The organism is Nitrosomonas communis, from assembly GCF_900114745.1.
Lineage (GTDB): Bacteria > Pseudomonadota > Gammaproteobacteria > Burkholderiales > Nitrosomonadaceae > Nitrosomonas > Nitrosomonas communis_A.
Genome location: NZ_FOUB01000047.1, coordinates 1 through 20,549, shown reverse-complemented (window position 1 = coordinate 20,549; position 20,549 = coordinate 1). Strand labels below are relative to the sequence as shown.

The following is a 20,549-nucleotide window of genomic DNA, read 5'->3' as shown; positions in this document are numbered from 1 at the left end:
TAAACAACAAACCCAAACCGTTGAGATGCTCTTCAAATTCTATATATTCTGAATCATTCTTAACTGGTTACGCTATAGCAAGTACAAAGACCAATGATTTCTTCAGGCGCGCCCTTGACCACCAACCACTGGCTTTCACCGTTCTCCACCAGGACTGAAACACGTCGTCTTTCAAAATCGAATGGGATTTCATCGATTTTCTTCCAGACGTCCACAACGATATTTTTGTGATCAAGAATTGCCTCATCAAGGGGGCTTTTTAGGCCTGTTTCAAAGAAACTGTTGAGATAGGCGAGTTCCAGGACCCGTTCGCTGCCATTACCTTGCGGGTCGACATGCTGCTGGAGTGTGATTCTTGCTTCAGTCAGCGTGCCCGTCTTATCCGTACAAAGAATATCCATTGATCCCAGATTCTGAATGGAAGCAAGACGCTTGACGATGACTTGTTTCCTTGCCATGGAAACAGCCCCCCGTGCCAAAGTTACCGACACGACCATGGGCAATAATTCCGGAGTCAGCCCCACAGCAAGCGCCACTGCAAATAGAAAGGATTCCAGCAGCGGCTTATGCATGAGCGCATTCACTAGCAAGACAAACAGAACCAGCAGAATAGTCAGACGCAAGATAAGTAGGCCAAACCGGTGGGTACTAATCTCGAAAGATGTGGGTGGGGGGTGACGAGTAATACTATCAGCGATGGCCCCGATCGCAGTACTGGCACCTGTTTTGACCGCCAGTATTTTGGCACTGCCACTCACTACAGGAGTACCCATAAATACAGCGTTAGTAGCACTTTGTAGATCGATGCTATCGGATGCAAGCGGACCTGGTTTTTTTTCTACTGGATAGGATTCACCTGTCAGTAGTGCTTGCTTGACGAAAAAATCATCCGCCTCCAACACAAAACCATCTGCTGGAATGATATCTCCCGCAGAGAGCAAAACAATGTCGCCAGGAGCGACGTTAACCAGTGGCACTTCCAATGTCTTGTTGTCACGTATCACTATGGCACATACCGATACGGAACGGCGCAAGCTTTCCGCTGCTTTGCTAGCACGATGCTCTTGAACGAAATCAAGTGTTACGCTGGATATCACCATCACCATGATAATGACAAAGTCGGTCATTTCACCGGTAAATGCTGAGATTGCACTGGCTACGAGAAGGAGAATGGTCAGCGGATTTTTAAAACGGGAAAGAAACTGTATTAATAAGGGCAGCTCATGGTGATCGCGGAAGATATTAGGGCCATATTTAATCAGCCGGGAGAGAGCTTCAGCATTAGATAATCCGTTAGAATCAGCGTTCAATTCTCTCTGATGTTCTGCGAGAGGTTTGAGCCATCATGCTTGATTGTCGGAAGCTGCTGCCATCATATCACCTCATTGTTAACTGGTAACTTGAGTAATATTCATAGTACTTCATTTACAGTATGTAATATAGGGGGTTACACATCCGTTTGTTACTAATGACGCTCGAATAACCCATGCAAGAAGCTGTCAACTTGAAAGCTGGACGCGTATTTATCCACAAAGTGTAGAATTGTGGGCATAACCAGCTGGCAATCCCAATCCAAGGACCTAACCTGCTTGGCAATATTTACGCCTGTATTCCATTCTCAGCTTCTTTCATTCATGACAAAATTATTCTTCATACTAACCTTGCTTGGCTACGTGACCGTTCAACACATAACAACACATAATTCCATTTCTAAATCAAAACTGACTTTGTCGGCTTCACCTTGCCGTATTATTTATACTGTCTGCAGCTCGCCTTCGCGTCAGTTTTGATTTAGAAATGGAATAAGAACAAGATGACATGGGGAATAGAGGGGAATTTCTTGTATCCTTTATATTGCTGGCTATTGCAGAAGTTTTGGGTGACAATCAAGGTTATCTTTTTGGCAACGGCGGAAGTTTTTCCATCATCCCTAATAGAGTTCAGGTTGATGCTGCTTTAGATCATCAATTTTCTTTGCTCTCAGGTGGTCGATGGATATCTTTTGGTTTACGATTGACGCTTGGGCGATTGTTTTAACTAAAGTTGATGCAATTAACGAGAACAAAAAATGTTTCCTTGCATATCATTCTAATTCGCAATAGAAAAATAAATTATAAAATTACGTAATATATTGTAAAGAAATAATTTTATTTAAAAAATTATTTACTTTTTTATTGGGAATTGGAATCAGCTATATGCAAAGAAACATTTTTTGCGAGCATCAAAGAAGGATTGTGACGAAATAGGAATTTTTAGAGATGCTCTTCACTCAAGGATCTAATCAAAATAGCTCAATGAAAAATATTCTTCTTCCTATACTCTATATCTTGCTCTTAACAGCATGTATCACTAAAGAGAAATTTGTAGATACATTTGATCGCGGAAAAGACTGGGCTGAGCTGCAAACTCAATTACCCCCCTACCCCCAAGCTGACAATCTACTGGAATTCAATGTGGGTCCTACCAGTACTCACCGCTACTTTGTAGATGCCCCCTCTATCACTGTAGAAAAAGAGGGGGTCATTCGATACAGCCTGGTAATTAAATCAGCTCAAGGTGCAGAAAATGCCACTTTTGAAGGAATACGCTGTGAAACAAGAGAAAAGAAGCGTTATGCTCTGGGCCGCAATGACAGAACCTGGGTACAACCGCGTGTTTCCGAGTGGGAAATACTCGAAAATATTTCGCAAGATTATGCTCAACGTGAACTTGCCAAATATTACTTCTGTCCACGAGGCCTTATTGTTGGATCGCCAGAGGAAGCTATTCGAGCGCTAAAAGCAGGCGCTCATCCAAACGCGCTCCGATAAAAGCCAGCATGAATCTTACTGGCTTTTCTCCCTCTGCTTTTCCACTACTTTCCGAAGAGTTGCCATCATCTCCATAGGTAATGGAAAGACGATCGTGGAACTCTTCTCACCAGCAATTTCGGTAAGTGTTTGCAGATAACGCAGCAGTAGTGCCTCAGGTTGTTGCGCAAGAACCTGTGAAGCTTCCAATAGACGTTGTGATGCTTGTAATTCACCTTCAGCATGGATGATTTTTGCGCGTCGCTCACGTTCTGCTTCTGCTTGCCTGGCAATTGCCCGAATCATGCTTTCATCGAGATCAACGTGCTTTAATTCAACATTGGCAACCTTAATGCCCCAGGCCACGGTTTGTTCGTCCAGAATTTTCTGGATATCATTGTTGAGTTTTTCTCGACTTGACAGCATCTCATCCAATTCATGCTGACCCAGCACAGAACGTAAAGTAGTCTGGGCTAACTGACTGGTGGCAGTATTGTAATCCTCCACCTGAATGATCGCTCTTTGTGGATCAACTACTCGAAAATATAACACTGCATTCACTTTTACCGAGACATTGTCGCGCGAGATGACGTCCTGGGTAGGTACATCCATGACAACAGTACGTAAATCAACTCGCACCATCGTCTGAATGACCGGAATAACAATGATCAAGCCTGGTCCTTTAACTTTCCAGAATCGCCCCAATAGAAACACGACACCTCGTTCATATTCACGCAGAACCTTGAAAACACTAGCCAGAAAGAAAACGACAAATGCCAGGATCAATATACCTGTTGATGCCACCATATCTATATCCATGCTAATCCTCCCTTGAATTATGCTGATGATAGGGTTCCACTTCCAGCGTCAAACCTTTTATTGAAATTACATTAACTTTCTGTCCATGACGTAATGGGGTACTGGTCTTTGCTCGCCACAATTCCCCATGCACCCTGATCCACCCTTCATGATCGAAATCATCGACCACTTCCCCGATATCCTCTATCAATTCTTCCCTGCCGCTCACGATAGGGCGTTTTCTGGCTTTCATCGCCATACCCACCACTGCGAAAAAAAATCCTATCGTTATTAAAGCCACCGTAGCAATCAGTAGAATGGAGATACCATAACCAGGTATATCCGTCTCAAGCAGCATGATAGAGCCCATGACAAAAGCGGTCATACCGCCAATTCCAAGCGCGCCAAAACTGGGTACAAGCATTTCAGCCAGCATAAATACGATCCCAAGAAAAATGAGCGCAAGTCCGGCATAATTGATAGGTAATACTTGAAAAGCAAACAAGGCGAGTAATAAACAAACTGCACCCACCACTCCGGATATAATTGTGCCTGGATGGGCAAACTCTAATATTAATCCATAAAGACCAATCAGCAGCAAAATATAAGCAATATTGGGATCCGTGATGATGGCCAGCAAGCGTGTGCGCCAATCCTGTTCAAGATGCTGGATATTGATTCCTTGAGTTGATAACGTTATTTCTTGCCCTTGTATGGTGAGGGTGTGTCCATCAATCTTACTTAGCAAATCAGAAATATCAACCGCGATCAAATCAATCACACCTTCGGCCAGTGCTTCATTAGCTGTTAAGCTAACAGCCTCACGTACCGCTTTTTCTGCCCATTCAGCATTCCGTCCGCGCATCTGGGCAAGTCCACGAATATAGGCAACGGCATCATTCATGATTTTTTTCGTCATGGCATCTTCTGCACCGGCCTGTTCATGCTGATTATTTTCCGGTTTTTTATCAGATGGGTCAGGATCGCTGGGAAAGCCACCTATTTTCACAGGTGTAGCGGCTCCCAAGGTAGTAGCAGGTGCCATAGCGGCGATATGGCTTGCATAAAGAATATAGGTACCTGCACTGGCTGCACGCGCCCCACTTGGTGCCACATAACTGACAACAGGAACTGGAGAGGCAATGATCTCTTGAATGATCTCGCGCATGGAGGTATCGAGACCACCGGGCGTATTAAGTTGAATGATGACAAGGTGGGCATTCTGTGCTGCTGCATGAGCGAGGCTGCGTTTGATATAGTCATGACTGGCCGGACCAATGGCACCTTCCATATCCAACCATAAGGCTGTGTTAACAGCATGTGCTGGTAGCGGACACAACCCGTAAGAGAAAAGCAGCAAGATAATACTGAGATTGATTCTCAACCGAAAAAAAACCTGCTCAACTTTTCTCTCAGAGCGCATTGAATGATTACCCGCTTGACCAGATTTTACGAAGGGATTCCCGATTGAGAGCCAGCCATTGCAATGCTATGATCGCGCTGGCTGCAATAATTTTTCCTGAAGCTAATAAGGCTAAGGCTTCATCTACCGTCATTACATGGACTTTGATATCTTCCCCCTCTTCCATTTTGCCATAAACCCCACCTATATGCGTTGAGTCGACCTTACCACAAAATAAGGCGATACGCTCAGTTGTTCCGCCCGGACTGACCAGATAATCATAAAGAGGAACCAGTTCATGGACATCGCAAGCAGCTTCTTCTACTGCTTCCCTTATCACAACCTCTTCTGCAGCCTCATTCGCTTCGATGATGCCGGCTACAATCTCCATCAACCATGGTCCACTGGAGATTGACATTGCACCCACGCGGAATTGCTCAATCAAAACAACTTGATCCCTTGCTGGGTCGTAGGGAAGAACCGCGGCAGCATGGCCGCGCTCCAACAACTCACGAGTAATAGGTTGACTCCAGCCGCCACTGAACAGACGATGGCGCAAGGTATATCGCTCCATACGGAAGAAACCCTGAAAGCACAGTTCTTTTCGTATAATTTCCACTCCTGCTTCTGTCATATACCTTCTTCTTCGATAAAATTATTGAAGGCGCCCTGAATTAAATTTCTATTCACAGCAGTACTAAATTATTTCGATGAATGAGCTCAGATTCATCCACATAACCGAGAATAGACTCAATTTCATGACTCGGTCGTCGCATAATTTTTTGAGTTTCCCTGGCGCTATAATTGATCAGACCACGCGCGATCTCATTCCCTTCTTGATCCAAACAAGCCACAGCTTCTCCTCGCTCGAAATCACCTCTCACATCTATCACACCGATCGGTAACAAGCTTTTTCCTTCCGCGGCAAGTGCTTTACTGGCACCTGAATCGAGGGTTATACTCCCCCGAACCTGTAAATGGTCAGCTAGCCATTGCTTACGCGCGATGAGTACCGGCATGGTAGCTAACAAAAGCGTACCAATTGTCTCACCTTGCGCCAGACGAACAAGTACATTAGTCTCTCTCCCTGAAGCAATCAGGGTATGCGCGCCACTTCTCGCTGCACGCTTGGCTGCAAGAACTTTACTTTGCATTCCACCCCGTCCAATTTCACTGCCGGCTCCCCCCGCCATAGCGGCTATTTCAGGATTCCCCGCATTGGCTTCCCGGATTAATTTGGCATCCTTATTTTTACGCGGATCACTGGTAAATAATCCGGGTTGATCAGTCAATATAACGAGCGCATCGGCTTCAGTGAGATTAGTCACCAGAGCAGCCAGGGTATCGTTGTCACCAAAACGTATCTCATCAATTGCAACCGTATCATTTTCGTTGATGATGGGTATGATATCGAGTTTCAATAAAGTAGTAAGTGTCGAGCGGGCATTCAGGTAACGCCTGCGGTTGGATAAATCATCATGCGTAAGCAATACCTGAGCCGTAAGCAATTGATAGCGCTCAAAACAAGCTGCATACGCTTGTGCCAACCCCATTTGCCCAATAGCTGCCGCAGCCTGCAATTCATATAAGGCGGTGGGCCGTTTTTTCCAGCCCAACCGCTGCATGCCTTCAGCTATGGCGCCTGAAGAAACCAATATCATTTCTTTCCCCATATCTTTGAGGTAAGAAATCTGAGCAGCCCAGCAGGCTAGCGCATCATGATCAAGCCCCTGACCCTGATTGGTGACAAGACTGCTCCCAACCTTTATAACGATGCGACGAGCTTGTTTCAGTATTGATTGACTCATCATTCAATAGCCACCGCTAATTCTTGTTCGAGGTAATTCATAATGGCATAGATCAATGCACTACAACCTTCACCTGTCAACGCTGATACCCCAAACCACTTATCTTTCCACCCATAATCATGGATAAATTTATGACACAACGCATCACGCTCCGAATCAGGCAGCATATCAATTTTATTAAGTACTAGCCAACGCGGTTTCTGATAAAGTGTTTCATCATATTTTTTGAGTTCTTTGATCAGCGCTTCAGCTTCATGAACCGGGTTTATCTGCTCATCGAAAGGTGCAATGTCAATAACATGGAGTAACAAACGCGTTCTTGCCAAGTGTTTCAGGAAACGATGACCCAACCCCACCCCTTCTGCAGCGCCTTCTACCAAGCCAGGAATATCTGCCATGACAAAGCTTCGGTCCTGATCTACCCGGACTACACCTAGATTGGGATGGAGTGTAGTAAAAGGATAATCCGCTACTTTGGGGCGCGCTGCAGATACCGCCCGAATCAGGGTGGATTTTCCTGCATTTGGCATTCCCAGGAGGCCAACATCTGCCAGCACCTTGAGTTCTAACTTTAGCTCAAAGGCCTCTCCAGGCTCACCATAGGTAAATTGCCGTGGCGCACGATTGGTACTGGACTTGAAATGAATATTGCCTAACCCCCCTGTTCCACCTTTGGCCAACAGCACTTTTTGGTTATGATGCTGCAGGTCGGCTATGATTTCGCCAGTAACCATATTAGTAATGACCGTTCCTACTGGCATACGCAAAATAATATCGTCTGCACTCTTACCATAACAGTCTGACCCGCGCCCATTTTCACCTTTTTTAGCACGAAATAGCGGTGTAAAGCGATATTCAACCAGGGTATTAATATTATGATCGGCAATCGCATAAATGCTCCCACCACGACCTCCATCACCACCATCTGGTCCACCCTTGGGAATAAATTTTTCGCGACGGAAACTGGCTACACCACTGCCCCCACCACCTGCAAATACTTGAATCTTTGCTTCATCAATAAATTTCATAAACTTGTCTCAACCTGAAATCAGTTCAAAGTACAAAATAAGCAAGCGTTGTGTTCAGAAAGTGGCATCACAAATAAAAAAAGCCCCATCACACAGAATGGGGCTTTTTTAAATTTGATGAGTCTAAACGGGTATAATTGATACTGTTTTGCGATTAAATGCACTTTTTATACCAAATATAACCTTCCCCTCAATTTTTGCATATAAGGTATGGTCCTTACCCATGCCAACATTTTCTCCAGGATGAAACTGAGTGCCACGTTGACGAACAATAATGTTTCCAGCCTTAATGAGCTCTCCTCCAAAACGTTTTATCCCTAACCGTTTGGAATGTGAATCGCGCCCATTGCGCGAACTACCACCCGCTTTTTTATGTGCCATTTAATTCCTCACTTCTTTATTTACGCTGAAATATCCGTTATCTGGATTTCGGTATAATTTTGTCGATGTCCTTGATGTCTCTGATAGTGCTTGCGGCGGCGCATCTTAAAGATGCGTACTTTATCATGCCGCCCGTGCCCTACAACAGTAGCGCTGACCTTTGCACTATCAAGAAATGGTTTACCAATTGATATATTCTCACCTTCAGAAACCATCAAAACTCGATCAATGACTAAATCACTGCCAGCTTCCGCTACAATCTGTTCTATTTTTAGTTTATTACCGACTTCAACACGATATTGTTTTCCGCCAGTTTTTATTACAGCATACATATCCTATTCATCCTCTTTCATATATCTTAAAATTATACAATTGTACGAACATCTTGTGTGACAAATATTTAATATCTATTTATACCATCTAGCTTGACACTTAAGCTGTGACATTTCTACTATAGCTATTTCTTCAAGGGGTTGTTGTGCCAATCGAACGTATTAGGAGCTTTATTGCTCAAGACATGAGTGCTGTTGATGCTGTGATACGACAAAAGCTTCATTCTCAGGTCGCACTTATTCATCAAGTAGGTGAATACATCATTCATAATGGAGGCAAACGACTGCGCCCAGCATTGGTTATTTTGTCTGCAGGTATATTTGGTTATTCCGGGCAGCATCACCATAGTCTAGCTGCAGTAGTTGAATTCATTCATACCGCTACACTATTACATGATGATGTAGTAGACGAATCACAGTTAAGGCGTAATAAAGCGACTGCCAATGCTTTATTTGGTAATGCAGCCAGTGTATTAGTGGGAGATTTTCTTTATTCGCGCTCCTTCCAAATGATGGTGGAAGTCAATAATATGCGTATTATGAAAGTACTCTCTGATGCCACTAATATCATAGCGGAAGGTGAGGTATTACAATTACTTAATTGTAGAGATCCTGATGTAGAAGAAGAAAATTATCTACGTGTTATTCGCTTTAAAACCGCCAAACTTTTTGAGGCCGCTGCACGTATTGGGGCCATTCTTGCCAATGCCACTCAATTTGAAGAAGAAGCTTTAGCAATTTATGGAATGCACCTAGGCACGGCATTCCAATTGATCGATGATCTGCTGGATTATTCAGGCGATTACCAGGATACGGGTAAAAATCTTGGGGATGATCTTGCTGAGGGCAAACCCACCTTACCCTTAATTTATGCCATGCGCACAGGTTCAAGCAAACAAGCCAGCATCATACGTGAAGCCATTAAATCAGGTGGAGAAAGCGGATTCCAAACTGTTCTAGGAATTATTCAGGAAACAGGTGCCCTTGACTATGCCAAACAACGCGCGCAAAAGGAAGCTGAAATAGCGACAGAAGCTATCGCGAAATTGGCTGATTCTAGCTATAAGGAATGTTTGTTACAATTAGCTTATTTCGCTGTAACAAGAAATCATTAACGCAATTTAATTCGCTCCATTTATTGCCACCCAAATAAGTCTGTATTCCATTTCTAAATCAAAAATGACGCGAAGGCGAGCCGCAGACAGTATAAATAATACGGCAAGGCCACAAACAAGGTTTAGCCGACAATATCAGTTTTGATTTAGAAATGGAAGTAGAACTCAACGTACGAATGCATGTACTAATGCAAATTCATAAGATGTTCACGGGGTGTAGCTCAGCCTGGTAGAGTACTGCGTTCGGGACGCAGGCGTCGGAGGTTCAAATCCTCTCACCCCGACCAATCTTTAAATATACGAAATACATGAGCGCTGGCAAGAGATTTGTACCCTCTTTCTTATAGAGTAGAGAGTTCATCTACGTCCATTCCATTACCACAGCTTGTGTTTCTTTATCGATAAAGACAGGAAAATAAATTAAACTTGCAAGCTGGGCAAGCGATACATTTTGATGTTGGTAAATGACAAATAATAATTATTTCCCTGCTTACTTTTATTCATCTATTTTTATTTAATTTTTTCCAAAATTTCATCTCGAAAGACAATAACTAAATATCCCTTTTTCTATTTGAGAGAAAGGATCAACCTTGGAGTAATCATGCAACATCTAGAAGAAGTCAAAAATATCTTGGCTGATGTCCTCAATCTAAGAGAGCGTAAAAATTCACTTAGAGAAGATACTATTTTACTTGGAAATATCCCTGAGCTGGATTCAATGGCAGTCGTCAATGTCATCACAGCCCTGGAAGAATATTATGATATTTCGATAGATGATGATGAAATAAGCGCTAAAACCTTTGAAACACTTGGCAGCCTAACTCGCTTTGTTGAGCAAAAATTGTCTTATCAAAATAGATAGAAAATCCTCCCATTGCTTTTTATCTAAAAACCGAACAAGGAAAGCGTTCTTATCTTAATTATAACCATCTCTATCATTTAACTATTGTGGTTAAGTAGCAAAGATAATTGATAAATTTTTGTAATGAAATGATGCCCGCTCCCCTAATGGTGAGTAGACCATGGAAATTTCACTCCACTCCTTCAAAATTTCCATAAACTATCTATATGCGCCGGGATAAAACTTATTGCGCCGTTGCTCGCGTCAACCTGAGCAATTTTCCATTTTCCTCATCAGTTAACAGATAAATCGCACCATCCGGCCCTTCTGCAACATCGCGAATCCGTGCGCTATCTTTCAATAATTTTTCTTCTTTAATCACATCCTTCTCATTGACTACCAACCTGACCAGATGCTTGCCAGCCAATGCGCCAATAAATAAATTACTCTTCCATTCTGGAAACATATTGCCTTTATAGAACATCATGCCAGAAGGAGCGATGGAAGGTGTCCAGTAATAAATCGGCTCTTCAAATCCTTGCTCGGCATGCTCCTTTTTGATGGGTATCATCCAGTAGTGAATACCATAACTGGCTAGTGGCCAGCCATAATTCTTGCCGGGTTTGGGAATATTAATTTCATCTCCCCCACGGGGACCATGTTCATGAATCCATAATTCTCCGGTACCAGGATGAATGGCAGCACCTTGAATATGCCGATGACCGTAGGACCAGATTTCCGGTTTGGCTTTTTGATCCTTGACAAAGGGATTGTCAGAAGGTACAGAGCCATTACTACGTATTCTGACCAGCTTACCGAGATGATTATTGAGTTGCTGAGCTTGGTCCATATATTTGAAACGCTCACCAAGCGTCACAAAAAGATTGCCATCCGGCGCAAATACCAGGCGAGATCCAAAATGCTTATTACCGTCTGTTTTAGGCTGCTGACGGAAGATCACTTGTAGATTTTCGAGCGCCATATCGACCAGTTTTGCTCTGGCAACAACCGTGCCGGCCTTATCGGCTTGTAATTCTGCATAGGAAAAATAAATGAGATGGTTGTTGGAAAAGTCGGGATCTAGCGCCAAACCCAGCAATCCGCCTTGATCCTCGGCAAACACGGCGGGCACACCCTTGATGGGCTCGGATAAGTTGCCATCGGCCGATACGATACGAAGCCGTCCTATACGCTCGGTTAAAAGTATTTGCCCATCAGGCAGGAACACCATACTCCAGGGATGATTTAATCCATTCACTACGACCTGCACATCGAATCTAACGTTGGAAGATTGAGCATATGCCGGGGAATAAAAATAAAGACTACTTAAAGCAAGTAAAGCGAACAACTTGATGATCAGCATAATACGAGTCATTTTCATTCCTTCCTTATTCATGGTCAGAGCGGATAAAACATTAAAACGGTGTCATCCGGATGCGCAGCCCACCAAAAACATGGAGGGGTGGCCCTGGTTCAAAGAAACGACCAGCTGCAGCATTGATGCGTGTATTAGCATTGTAGCGCTCATCGAACAAATTATTGATGCCAACAAATACCGAACCTTCGAGCCAACGATGTTTCTTTTCCCACCCCAACAACAATTGCCCCAGGTTATAGGCAGGATTGGTAACGGTATTAATGTCATTCACAAAAAATTCTCCTACCCGATGGACATGCAGTTGTCCAAATATTCCAGAGGGATGGGTATAACGTACTCTCCCCTCCCATCTATGTTTTGGTAATCCAGGAAGCTCATTGCCTTTCAGATCGAAATTATCGACGATATAGTGCTCAAAATGGAAATCCGAATAGGTGTAGGCGATTTCACCTTGCAGCCCATGCCATACTGGCGTTGCCAGACGGGTTTCAACCCCTAGTCTACGTGATTTTACCGCATTACGAAAAAAAGCGCGGCCTGGAGATTCGGCTAATTCAAATGGAGTGATTTCATTACGGGTATGGATATGAAAAAACGTGGCTTCATACGCAAAGCCAGCAGGATTGCCACGTAATCCGATTTCCTTGCTCAAGGAAGTCTGGGCTTCAAGGTTTTTATTGAATCCTCCCGTCCCTGCCGGGTTGTTGATCAATTCTGTAGTGGTCGGTGCTTCGAATACGGAGGCGATATTGGTATAAATCTGATGGGTATCCAGCAAGCGATACACAAGCCCCACTGTACCACTAGCTTGAGAAAGCGTTCTAGTGCCCGATTGATCGCTATCCGAAAGAAATGCATCTTTTACCCGGTATTGCAGCCAATCCCAGCGACCACCCGCCACGAAATCCAATTTGTCGGTGATGCTCCATTCATTACGTAAAAACGGCCCGACATTCTGTACGCGTTCAATTTGATCCAGATTCAGCGCACCCTGAACGCCAAAAAGGTTATTGAAGCGTCGTCGATCATCATTTTGGATGGCATAGTCAACGCCAACCAGCAAGCGATTAGTGCGCTTCAGCAAAGTGTGATTGCTCGCAAACTGGGCTGTCAATCCACCAGTCCAGCGATCGAATTCGACCTGCCCGCCATTGTTAAAGGGTAATAAATTCTGGAAATCGCGGTGTAACGCATGAGCAACAATAGTTAGCATCTGGTTAGCAGATGGGCTTTTCCGGTAACGCACGGCGAATTGTTCCTGACGGATAGCTTCACTGGCGTTATATAGCTGATTATTCGCTGCAGCCTGTTTCGGATTGGCATTAACTTCGGCAAGCGTTAATGCCCCGGGATCTTTCGAATCCGGGGAATAAAACTCATGCAGTAAAATCATCCAGTCGGAATTAGGGGATGATTGGAAATTCAATTTGACTTGGGAAAATAAATTTTCCATGCTGCTGTGATCGCGCCAGCCCTTCTGCTGAAGATATGATCCGAACAACCCATAGTCGAAATTTGACATTCGTCCCCCTGCGTACAATTCCGATTTCAAATAACCGAACTGACCCAAAATTAGACGCGGCGTCACTTCAAACTTTTCGCGTGGTGAGCGTGTGGTAATGCTGATCATACCGCCGGAAGCATTACCATATAACGAAGCTGATGGGCCTCGCAAAATTTCCATACGCTCGATTAAGGCCGGATCGATAGCATCGAGCTGTGTCTGGCCATCGGGTAAAGTTTGCGGAATATCATCGACACGTAACTGGATACCCCGTACGCCAAACGGTGAGCGCGCACCAAAGCCACGGATGGCTATCCGTAAATCTTGTGTAAAATTATATTGATTCTGAAAAAAAACACCGGGCGTGCCATGGGCGAATTCATCCAACGTGGCGCCAGGCTGAAGATCAGTATATTTACTCCGCTCAATATGGGAAATCGCGTCGGGTAGTTGCTCAGGTTTTTTTTCTGTGCGCGTTGCAGTCACTGTAACGGGCGGAAAGATAGCGGGTTCGGGTATTTTGGATTGTTGTGCTTGGGCTAGAATAGGCGTGATGAAGCTCCCAATGAAAATGGAATTGATCACTAAGCTTCCGTTCGAGCGTTTACCACAAGCTAGCATATCTAGTCAGTAGTACTTACATTGATACACACAATAATTAAAATCTCTTATCACCATCGAACATTAAATGAATAAGAAGTTCGTAATAAAAAAGCAATGATTGTGCGAAATGAGAAAAATTAACTGTAAAAGCTGGGAATTTAGCAAAAGAAATTTTTACAAAAGAGAATATTTATTTGCTTTTACCTCACATTATTATCGGGTTATCTTATTAATGAACAGTAAAATTTTTTTGTTCAGTTTTTGACTACCACTTCAATTTTATTTCCATGTATCTATTCAAAAATAAAATCGCAAGTATCATTCTTTGGGGGATGAAACTACCATGTCACGCAACAGCTGGGTGATACGAAAAACTTGAACAAGATATCTAGCTTCTCCTTTGCAGCCAGAATCAGAAGTTTTAGCTACGCATTTACAGGCCTAGCTATATTGATAAAGAGCCAGCATAATACCTGGATTCATCTTCTTGCAACCACGCTGGCAATCAGTTGCGGACTGTTTTTTCAGATTGATTCTATTGAGTGGTGTCTCGTCATTTTAGCTATCCTAGCGGTATTTGTTTCAGAAGCTTTAAATACTGCCATCGAATTCTTATGCAATGCTGTTTCATCCACCCCGCATCCACTCATTCAAAAATCTAAAGATGTGGCTGCAGGTGCTGTGCTGATAAGCGCCATTGGTGCCATTATCATAGGTTTAATTATATTTCTGCCTTATTTTAAAGCCTACTTATGGCTATGTTTTAATTAACATGAGTTCGACATAAGAATCATCACCCTAGGGGTGGAAGAACTTGAGAAAACCTAATGTTAAGTGAGGTTTTTTTTCCTGGGAAGTGTAAGCCACTAATCCAGCGATCAGATTAACAAAGAAGTTAAATGGATTGAGATGGCGAGAATGCTCAATTTAACAGCACAAAGGTACCAGGCTACCTTGCAATAGCTCAACGAAGCGATTGTAGTTCACTAATCCTATGATGAAGCAGTTTTGGAAAAGAATGTCATCACGAGAGGAGGCAGATTCCAATGGATATGATAGCGATTTTTTGTGCGATTGACGGCTTTTGTAGAGAGTTTGAGCCAAGTGTAGTGTAATGATTCTTATGCCGACTCACGTTATGGTAACTCTCAGCTAATTCGTCTCATGAAATGTAATCACTCAGCTTTACCCAGCGATTTTTGGGTTAGAGAATCCTATAGAGAATCCTATCGAGGTGTATCAAATCCTTCAAGCATGAGTTTCTTTTGAGTTTTATAGCGGATCAAGACACACGGATGTTGCTATTATTTCACTCACTTAAGTGCATTCTTTTACAAAGAAAAATAGAGATACTTAATTATATCTAGATATCTTGCCATAATCGGATACGCCTATCACTTTGTCAATGTGTTCCCGAACCGTTGGCAATCCATCTCTTTACATAAACGTAGCCTTCTAATCTTTTTGGAGAATTTACCAGTGAACTCTGGAAAGAAGCGTAATAGCGCCTGCAATTACTATTAATTCCATAAACCAAGCGTGTATGCCTGCCAGAATATGCTCTAGCAATATACGAGCAACGAATGCACCCGGTGTCGTGCAAAGACCAATGAGAAGACCCGTCAGAGCTAGCTCTAGATTAAGTGCAGCGAAATTGCCAAAAAGAATAATTTTCACCGCTCCCATTGTGACAGCGATAATCGCATCGGTAGCAACGAGAGCACTTCCCGCCACCCCAACAGACATAAGTATAGAAATGAGAATAACACCCGTGCCCGACATGCCACCATTGATGAACCCCAATACAGCACCTGCACCGAGTTCAGTAATAGTCGAAAATCTGAATTGCGCTTTATGTAAAATTCTGCGTAATGGAACACTTGCTAGCAAGAATGTGCCGAGGAGTAGAGCAATCCAGTCAGCACTGAGCAGCGTGTAGCTGTACGCACCAGCGATACACGTGGGTAGACCAAAAATGAGTATATGTCGCACATGAAGCCATTGAATATCCTGCCAGAATGCGATGACTCGACTGCTGTTGTTCAGAAGCATGGCTACAGTCATTACGGGAATAACATTGGTTACACCGACAAGTGGAACTAAGAACACCGGTAGAACCAAACTAGTACCATAGCCAGACAATCCTCCCAAGACCGAAGCACTGAATGCGACAAGACAAGCCAATATAAGCTGCGATGGACTTGCGATCAAAATCAGAAATGCTTCGTTCAATGGTATTTATTTTTCTGAAAATATGCTGAATAGAAACCGATTCTTATCACATGAGTATACGTGTATACATTTTTTGATGCTTTTCCCATTACAACATATTGTTGCAAAGGCTCAAAAGCCGTGCTCGATCGCCCGCTATGAGCAAGCGAATGATCTAGTTATAATCTGTATTGGCCTCCGTTCCTTAGACGTTTGCAACAGGATAAACTCTAGCAAATTCCACATGTGCGCTTACATGGAGTCGATTGGCGGATATCAATTGATCTAACACTATTTCGATATTTCGTTCAAGGCGGATTTAACTGTTTTTGCTAAATCTTGTGCGCTGCCCTTGCCCCAATAATGGATAAACAAGTAATGCGGCTTATCTTGAGTCATATGCTGATGAATTGCAACAATGTTAATACCGCCCGCTTGCATGGTTTTTAGAACAGATTGCAGCTCGTCTGCTAGCAGAACGAAATCACCATCCACCACAGCTTGCGCATCAGAGCCAGCAAATGCCGCCCAGGTGTTAATACCCATTTCCTTGCCAACCCTTACCCCATGCATAGTTGCCTCACGACCTATAGTCACTTTAAACATGCCGTTATTACTCTCCCCCTTCATGTCAAAAATTTTCTCCAAGGGCGCGGCAGTAATTTTACTTTCGTGGGGAATCATTCCAGGAAATTCTGTCACAGGGTTTGGTTTAGCAGCACGGATTTCACTGATCTTGTCATACATTTTCTTGACGCCAGTAGCGAGTTGTGACTCCGTGCCTTTGCCGCCGATGTGCATAAAATAGACCTTGGGTTGGTCGAAGAGAAAATGGTTATGCAAAGCCGTGACCTCCAGACCAGAATCGAGTGCGGCACTCATGGCGGGATTTACTTCATCCTCGAACAGCACGGTGTCTCCCGTCATGATGACTTCCCCGTTCTGGGCAGGTGTAAACGCGGCCCAGGATGCCAACCCCATAAAGGGGGGCATCTTCAATTTATCGACCTGGATTTTGACATCTGTACGCGGCTTTCCGATTTTGAAGACATTTTCTTCTTGAGAAAATTTGCCTTTCAGACCTGTTATTTGTTCAATCTTGGCCGTATCTAATTCGTTTTTTGGATCAGCAGCAGGTGCATTTCCCCAGCTAAAAATCAGCGTTAACAGCAGGGTTGGCGATAAAAAGAGAGTGCGTGACATTTCGTGTACCTCCTAATGTAATAAGTACGAAGGAAAATCACTTCATCCCAGATTTCGTTTTGGGAACTGAGGATTCAATTGAATTTGCTAATTAATCTAGTTCTCTTACAGGGAATATTCTAAAAATCAAAAAAATTAAATGCCAGATAGAAAAGCTGGGTTCATTAAAAATGATCCGATGTGTGTTGCTGCCTGGCAATGCTCACACCATGCTTAGAGGGCGGCATACATGACTAACGATCAAACCGCGGTTAGCTTACCTGAATCGAAGGCCCTTACCTGGATGGAAGGCCAGTGGTTTCATTTGATAGGTCATCAGATATTACTTTTTAAGGATGCATCATAGGATAAACAATCAGGCCGGCGATCGCCGCGCCGGCAATAATGACAGGTTCTGGCAGCTTCTTGAGTTTCCACAGCAGAACAGCCGTTATTACAGCGATCAGAACGGTTGGAATGTCAATCAAGGAGCGCTGTGCCAGCACGATCACTGCACCCGCAATGGCGCCGATCGTGGCAGCGGTAATGCCATCTACAAATGCAAGAACACCTGGTACCTTGCCATATTTTTTGAAGTAAGGCGCCGGAATAATGGTCAGCAAATAACACGGTAAAAAAATGGCCAGTGCAGCAATACATGCACCGGGCAAGCCCGCAACCAAGTAGCCAATAAAGCCGACAGTAATGACTACCGGCCCAGGGGTAATCATTGCCACAGCGACTGCATCAACAAACTGCTTTTCGTTGAGCCATTGGTATTCTGTGACGACACCCCCATACAGGAAGGGCACGATTGCCAAACCTGAGCCAAATACAAAAGCGCCGGCTTTTGCAAAGAACAAAGCAATTTGTGTTAGCAAAGAAGCATCTGCACTAGCAAATAGCCCGCTGACTAGAGGTAGTTGAGTGAAAGCGGCAACATGGAGATTACCTTTATGAAACCATTTCGGTGGTGCACGCCAGAACCATACAAAAATGCCGGAAATTATGAAAAGCAATGCAATTTCCGATTCAGTGATGACGGTGAGGGTAGCCAATAACAGGTAAATCGCCCAGAGCAATTTATCTTTGCCAACATTCTTGATAGTTAAATTTTTTGCGCTGATGGCGATGATGCCAATGACTGCTGCCCCTACGCCATAAAACACGGCCTGCATCCAGGCTAGGCCCCCAAAGCGCACATAAGCCCAGCCAAGCGCGAGTACCATAAAGAACGAGGGGATAACAAATGCTATACCGACCAGCGTGGCGCCAAGGATACGGTAATGCACATATCCCAGGTAAATGCCAAGTTGTGCTGCAAGCGGCCCAGGTGCAAGCTGTGCGAGCGCCAGCCCTTCCTTGTAGTCGGCTTCAGAAATCCACTTGCGATCTTCTACCAGATCACGATGCATATATCCTACTAAAGCCACTGGCCCGCCGAATCCCAAAGTGCCGAGTCGTAGCATGTAGAGAATAAGTTGCCATAATGTATAGCTGGGCGTTGAAGTAACTGACTGAATATCCATCGTCATCTTTTCCCTTATTTTTGTCTTTCTGAATTCTGTAAATTATTTGAAAAATGCGCATACAGCAAATCGAGAACCACACTCATCTCATTCAATAAATGGTTGTCGTCCTCGGTGCGCTGCCGCGCACCAGCTAGTATGGCTTCAAAACCATTGGCTTCAGGCACGAAGCCATCGCCGGTATCCAGCGCACGGATCATTGCCCCTAACTGCAACAAACCGCGATCCTGTTCTAATCCAAAACTAGCAAGTAATACTTCAAAGGTCACGCGATCACCAATGTGCGTAAATGTAGCCCCATCGAAATCGAAGCCGAGGGCATCAGCCGGGCAATGATCGGGCGACTCCAGCCACAGGAAATGTGCTTCTCGATCAATAAAACGACGGATGAGCCAGGCACTGGCAACACGGTCTACCCAAAGATGGCGGCGCGTCGCCCAGGTACGGCCTTTGTAATCACTCAATTCCAGGCGCGCTATCGCTGCGTTTATGGCATGCGGCTCATCCGGTGACAATAGCTTGTCTGCCACATTCACAAAATCCATCCAAGTTGCTTCTGCCTGGGTGCTGATATCGTTAGGGAAGTAATCGATCTCTCGAACCGCTTCATATTCACGGCGCAGCTTGCGCAGTAATTTGGTAATTTCCTGCGGTGCTAATTTGGTAAGGGTTTTGCGCGCTGTTGCAAACGCTTTAAACAGTTCAAGATAGTTGCCAGTACGGTCGAATAGTGCACGGTAGGCATCGTTCTCATCTTCGGACTGTGCGTGTACGATCAGCAACCAAGCGCTACCGCCTTCACGCACAGTGTCAGCGGCTAAGGCCCTCAAAGCCTGTTGTTGCATTGAACTATAGGGGAGCAGATAAACACCATCGCGCAATGAGCCGCAACCGAGGTTTCTCAAGGCACGCCAGATACGCATGCGTACCGTTGCGCTGTCTGTAGGCAGACTTATAATCAAAAGAAGCCATTGATTCGTTGCAGAATTCACGAATAATATAATAATGTTATTACTATTACAGATATTGTAGAATAATTTACTGATATATGTAAATCTTCGCTCAATTTGGTACTGTTTTACGTTTTATTTGGTACTGGCATTTGATTCTTCAGTTAACAAATAAAATTTTGTATGAATTTGCATTATTGCTAACCATTTGTTAGTCTTTAGCATCAACGCAATAAGAAAAAGAAAATGCTCGTCTGAACTAAATCGATATATTCATTTTTTCCAATATCTTCTTTTTTTCTCCCAAGAGAGTGTTCTTTTTATACTCTCAAGATCAGTGTAGAAACTCGGTTTATTTCGCGCTTTTTCGAAGGATATATTCGGCATGAGCATAAAACACTTTATTTTGCTTTTTGTAGTTTATTTGTCAGTAACGTTCGGTACGATCGTCCACGCTGCCCGTCTTCTTGTTCCAGCATACTTCCATCCATCTGATCAACCAATTTTCTGGAGCCATTTGGTTGAGGCAGCTCAGACAGTGCCTACTACTGTAATTTTTAACCCCGATAACGGGCCTGGAATAAGCGCTGACCCTAATTTTGTTAACGCAATTGATCGGGTTCGTGAAGCTGGAGGAAAGGTAATCGCTTACGTAAAATCCAATTATGGAGAGCGCCCGATGGACAATATTCTCCAAG

General features: G+C 43.9%; 20 protein-coding genes, 1 tRNA gene and 1 pseudogene. 7 read left to right on the top strand and 15 right to left on the bottom strand.

Going from position 1 to position 20,549, the window contains the following annotated elements; all coding sequences use genetic code 11:
* Window positions 1-59: 59 nt before the first annotated feature.
* Window positions 60-1,310 (bottom strand): HAD-IC family P-type ATPase, encoded by a 1,251-nt coding sequence (locus BM122_RS14855; protein ID WP_083398516.1) that lies wholly within the window; start codon window positions 1,308-1,310, stop codon window positions 60-62.
* Between the two features lie 565 nt (window positions 1,311-1,875).
* Between BM122_RS14855 and BM122_RS23435 the strand changes: the two genes are divergently transcribed.
* Window positions 1,876-2,037 (top strand): hypothetical protein, encoded by a 162-nt coding sequence (locus BM122_RS23435; protein WP_177198152.1) that lies wholly within the window; start codon window positions 1,876-1,878, stop codon window positions 2,035-2,037.
* 257 nt (window positions 2,038-2,294) lie between these two features.
* On the top strand, window positions 2,295-2,810 hold the full coding sequence (locus tag BM122_RS14845; RefSeq protein WP_074906388.1) for a CNP1-like family protein: 516 nt from the start codon (window positions 2,295-2,297) through the stop codon (window positions 2,808-2,810).
* A gap of 15 nt (window positions 2,811-2,825) precedes the next feature.
* Here the strand turns inward: BM122_RS14845 and BM122_RS14840 are convergent, their stop codons facing one another.
* From BM122_RS14840 to rplU, 7 genes are all read right to left on the bottom strand, one after another.
* Window positions 2,826-3,608 carry a slipin family protein gene (locus BM122_RS14840; protein ID WP_074906376.1) on the bottom strand — a complete coding sequence of 261 codons (783 nt, stop codon included), beginning with the start codon at window positions 3,606-3,608 and terminating at the stop codon, window positions 2,826-2,828.
* Between the two features lies 1 nt (window position 3,609).
* Window positions 3,610-4,971 carry an NfeD family protein gene (locus BM122_RS14835; protein WP_256212090.1) on the bottom strand — a complete coding sequence of 454 codons (1,362 nt, stop codon included), beginning with the start codon at window positions 4,969-4,971 and terminating at the stop codon, window positions 3,610-3,612.
* A gap of 46 nt (window positions 4,972-5,017) precedes the next feature.
* Window positions 5,018-5,623 carry an NUDIX domain-containing protein gene (locus BM122_RS14830; protein ID WP_074906373.1) on the bottom strand — a complete coding sequence of 202 codons (606 nt, stop codon included), beginning with the start codon at window positions 5,621-5,623 and terminating at the stop codon, window positions 5,018-5,020.
* Between the two features lie 52 nt (window positions 5,624-5,675).
* On the bottom strand, window positions 5,676-6,797 hold the full coding sequence (gene proB, locus BM122_RS14825; protein WP_074906372.1) for a glutamate 5-kinase: 1,122 nt from the start codon (window positions 6,795-6,797) through the stop codon (window positions 5,676-5,678).
* Window positions 6,797-7,825 (bottom strand): Obg family GTPase CgtA, encoded by a 1,029-nt coding sequence (cgtA, locus tag BM122_RS14820; protein WP_074906370.1) that lies wholly within the window; start codon window positions 7,823-7,825, stop codon window positions 6,797-6,799. Before cgtA ends, proB begins: the two co-directional genes overlap by 1 nt.
* A 123-nt stretch (window positions 7,826-7,948) precedes the next feature.
* Window positions 7,949-8,206 (bottom strand): 50S ribosomal protein L27, encoded by a 258-nt coding sequence (gene rpmA, locus BM122_RS14815; RefSeq protein ID WP_074906368.1) that lies wholly within the window; start codon window positions 8,204-8,206, stop codon window positions 7,949-7,951.
* Window positions 8,207-8,226: 20 nt separating this feature from the next.
* On the bottom strand, window positions 8,227-8,538 hold the full coding sequence (gene rplU / locus BM122_RS14810; RefSeq protein ID WP_074906367.1) for a 50S ribosomal protein L21: 312 nt from the start codon (window positions 8,536-8,538) through the stop codon (window positions 8,227-8,229).
* Between the two features lie 146 nt (window positions 8,539-8,684).
* Here rplU and ispB point away from each other — a divergent pair, with 146 nt between their 5' ends.
* From ispB to BM122_RS14795, 3 genes are all read left to right on the top strand, one after another.
* On the top strand, window positions 8,685-9,653 hold the full coding sequence (ispB, locus tag BM122_RS14805; protein ID WP_074906366.1) for an octaprenyl diphosphate synthase: 969 nt from the start codon (window positions 8,685-8,687) through the stop codon (window positions 9,651-9,653).
* 210 nt (window positions 9,654-9,863) lie between these two features.
* Window positions 9,864-9,940: transfer RNA gene (locus BM122_RS14800), tRNA-Pro, on the top strand.
* A 314-nt stretch (window positions 9,941-10,254) separates the two neighbouring features.
* Window positions 10,255-10,515, top strand: coding sequence for an acyl carrier protein (locus BM122_RS14795; protein WP_074906364.1), 261 nt, complete (start codon window positions 10,255-10,257; stop codon window positions 10,513-10,515).
* A 223-nt stretch (window positions 10,516-10,738) separates the two neighbouring features.
* Here BM122_RS14795 and BM122_RS14790 read toward each other — a convergent pair whose 3' ends face one another.
* On the bottom strand, window positions 10,739-11,869 hold the full coding sequence (locus BM122_RS14790) for a PQQ-dependent sugar dehydrogenase (RefSeq protein WP_256212089.1): 1,131 nt from the start codon (window positions 11,867-11,869) through the stop codon (window positions 10,739-10,741).
* Window positions 11,870-11,909: 40 nt separating this feature from the next.
* Window positions 11,910-13,961, bottom strand: coding sequence for a TonB-dependent receptor family protein (locus BM122_RS14785; RefSeq protein WP_074906362.1), 2,052 nt, complete (start codon window positions 13,959-13,961; stop codon window positions 11,910-11,912).
* A 393-nt stretch (window positions 13,962-14,354) separates the two neighbouring features.
* Between BM122_RS14785 and BM122_RS14780 the strand changes: the two genes are divergently transcribed.
* Complete coding sequence (locus BM122_RS14780; protein WP_083398514.1) at window positions 14,355-14,750, top strand: diacylglycerol kinase family protein; 396 nt, start codon at window positions 14,355-14,357, stop codon at window positions 14,748-14,750.
* Window positions 14,751-14,772: 22 nt separating this feature from the next.
* Here BM122_RS14780 and BM122_RS26585 read toward each other — a convergent pair.
* From BM122_RS26585 to BM122_RS14760, 5 genes and pseudogenes are all read right to left on the bottom strand, one after another.
* Window positions 14,773-14,906, bottom strand: a pseudogene (locus BM122_RS26585) (IS982 family transposase); the annotation flags it as partial.
* A gap of 546 nt (window positions 14,907-15,452) precedes the next feature.
* Complete coding sequence (locus BM122_RS14775) at window positions 15,453-16,190, bottom strand: sulfite exporter TauE/SafE family protein (RefSeq protein ID WP_177198151.1); 738 nt, start codon at window positions 16,188-16,190, stop codon at window positions 15,453-15,455.
* 291 nt (window positions 16,191-16,481) lie between these two features.
* Window positions 16,482-17,393, bottom strand: coding sequence for a DUF1259 domain-containing protein (locus BM122_RS14770; protein WP_074906359.1), 912 nt, complete (start codon window positions 17,391-17,393; stop codon window positions 16,482-16,484).
* Window positions 17,394-17,722: 329 nt separating this feature from the next.
* Window positions 17,723-18,901, bottom strand: a complete 1,179-nt coding sequence (locus BM122_RS14765) for a chromate transporter (RefSeq protein WP_074906358.1) — start codon at window positions 18,899-18,901, stop codon at window positions 17,723-17,725.
* Between the two features lie 14 nt (window positions 18,902-18,915).
* On the bottom strand, window positions 18,916-19,893 hold the full coding sequence (locus BM122_RS14760; RefSeq protein ID WP_074906357.1) for a chromate resistance protein ChrB domain-containing protein: 978 nt from the start codon (window positions 19,891-19,893) through the stop codon (window positions 18,916-18,918).
* Between the two features lie 343 nt (window positions 19,894-20,236).
* Between BM122_RS14760 and BM122_RS14755 the strand changes: the two genes are divergently transcribed.
* The coding region (locus tag BM122_RS14755) for a spherulation-specific family 4 protein (protein WP_218152097.1) at window positions 20,237-20,549 on the top strand (313 nt) is incomplete at its 3' end.

Bases quoted from the DNA above. Each gene is read 5' to 3' on its own strand.
- BM122_RS14845 (WP_074906388.1), top strand. From the start codon at position 2,295: ATGAAAAATATTCTTCTTCCTATACTCTATATCTTGCTCTTAACAGCA.
- BM122_RS14840 (WP_074906376.1), bottom strand. From the start codon at position 3,608: ATGGATATAGATATGGTGGCATCAACAGGTATATTGATCCTGGCATTT.
- BM122_RS14830 (WP_074906373.1), bottom strand. From the start codon at position 5,623: ATGACAGAAGCAGGAGTGGAAATTATACGAAAAGAACTGTGCTTTCAG.
- proB (WP_074906372.1), bottom strand. From the start codon at position 6,797: ATGAGTCAATCAATACTGAAACAAGCTCGTCGCATCGTTATAAAGGTT.
- cgtA (WP_074906370.1), bottom strand. From the start codon at position 7,825: ATGAAATTTATTGATGAAGCAAAGATTCAAGTATTTGCAGGTGGTGGG.
- rpmA (WP_074906368.1), bottom strand. From the start codon at position 8,206: ATGGCACATAAAAAAGCGGGTGGTAGTTCGCGCAATGGGCGCGATTCA.
- rplU (WP_074906367.1), bottom strand. From the start codon at position 8,538: ATGTATGCTGTAATAAAAACTGGCGGAAAACAATATCGTGTTGAAGTC.
- BM122_RS14795 (WP_074906364.1), top strand. From the start codon at position 10,255: ATGCAACATCTAGAAGAAGTCAAAAATATCTTGGCTGATGTCCTCAAT.
- BM122_RS14790 (WP_256212089.1), bottom strand. From the start codon at position 11,869: ATGACTCGTATTATGCTGATCATCAAGTTGTTCGCTTTACTTGCTTTA.
- BM122_RS14770 (WP_074906359.1), bottom strand. From the start codon at position 17,393: ATGTCACGCACTCTCTTTTTATCGCCAACCCTGCTGTTAACGCTGATT.
- BM122_RS14765 (WP_074906358.1), bottom strand. From the start codon at position 18,901: ATGGATATTCAGTCAGTTACTTCAACGCCCAGCTATACATTATGGCAA.